Here is a 1,042-nt window from a genome sequence, read left to right on the forward strand (position 1 = left end):
CCGGCGGCGACCCGATGGCGCCGGAGCCGGCGGAGCCGCCGACCCGGGAGGGCGACACCGACGTGGTGCTGGACTGCGGCTGGGGGCGGCTCGTCTTCGGGCAGACCTTCGCCGACCAGGCCGCCGTCGCCGCCGTACTGCGTTCGGAGGCCGCCGGCTCCCGGGACATCTGCATCTACCTGCGCGACCCGCACGTGCTGGTGTCGCGGCTGCCCGACGAGCTGTTCATCGATCCGTCGCTGACCTACCGACTGCCGCTCGGCGGCGACCGGCCGACCGGCGACGGCGAGGTGCCGGGGCTGTCCATCCGCCCGCTGGCCGACGCCGCCGACGCGGACGCGGTGAACCGGATCTACGCCCGCAACGGCATGGTGACCGCCCCGGTGGACGTGCTCGTCGCCAACGCGCGCACCGACCGGTTCCTGCACCTGGTCGCCGAGGACGCCACCGGCGAGGTCGTCGGCACCATCACCGGCGTCGACCACGTCGCGGTCTTCGACGACCCGGAGAACGGCGCCAGCCTGTGGTGCCTCACCGTCGACTTCAACACCGCGCCACCGGGCACCGGCCAGGCGCTGATCACCGCGCTGGCCGCCCGGCTGGTCGAGCGGGGCCGGGCGTACGTGGACCTGTCCGTGCTCGCCGAGAACGCCGGGGCGATCCGGCTCTACGAGCGGCTCGGCTTCTACCGCACGTCGACGCTCTGCGTGAAGCGGAAGAACCCGATCAACGAGCGACTCTTCCTGCCCGCCATGCCCCAGGGGTACGACCAGCTCAACCCGTACGCGAAGATTGTCGCCGACGAGGCGATGCGGCGCGGCATCCGGGTGGAGGTCACCGACCCGGCCTGGGGTGAGCTGCGCCTGAGCAGCGGCGGGCGGACCGTGCTGACCCGCGAGTCGCTGTCGGAGCTGACCTCGGCGGTGGCGATGAGCCGCTGCGACGACAAGCGGGTGACCCGCCGCATCCTCGCCGAGGTGGGGCTGTCCGTGCCGCGCGGCCGGACCGCCACCGGCGACGACGGCGACGCCGCCTTCCTCGC

General features: G+C 73.8%; 1 protein-coding gene. It reads left to right on the forward strand.

Going from position 1 to position 1,042, the window contains the following annotated elements:
• Positions 1-1,042, forward strand: a 1,042-nt coding sequence (locus AB0B91_RS66495) for a GNAT family N-acetyltransferase (RefSeq protein WP_358343359.1), incomplete at both ends; no start/stop codon positions are given.

Source organism: Nonomuraea sp. NPDC049141, from assembly GCF_040648415.1.
Lineage (GTDB): Bacteria > Actinomycetota > Actinomycetes > Streptosporangiales > Streptosporangiaceae > Nonomuraea.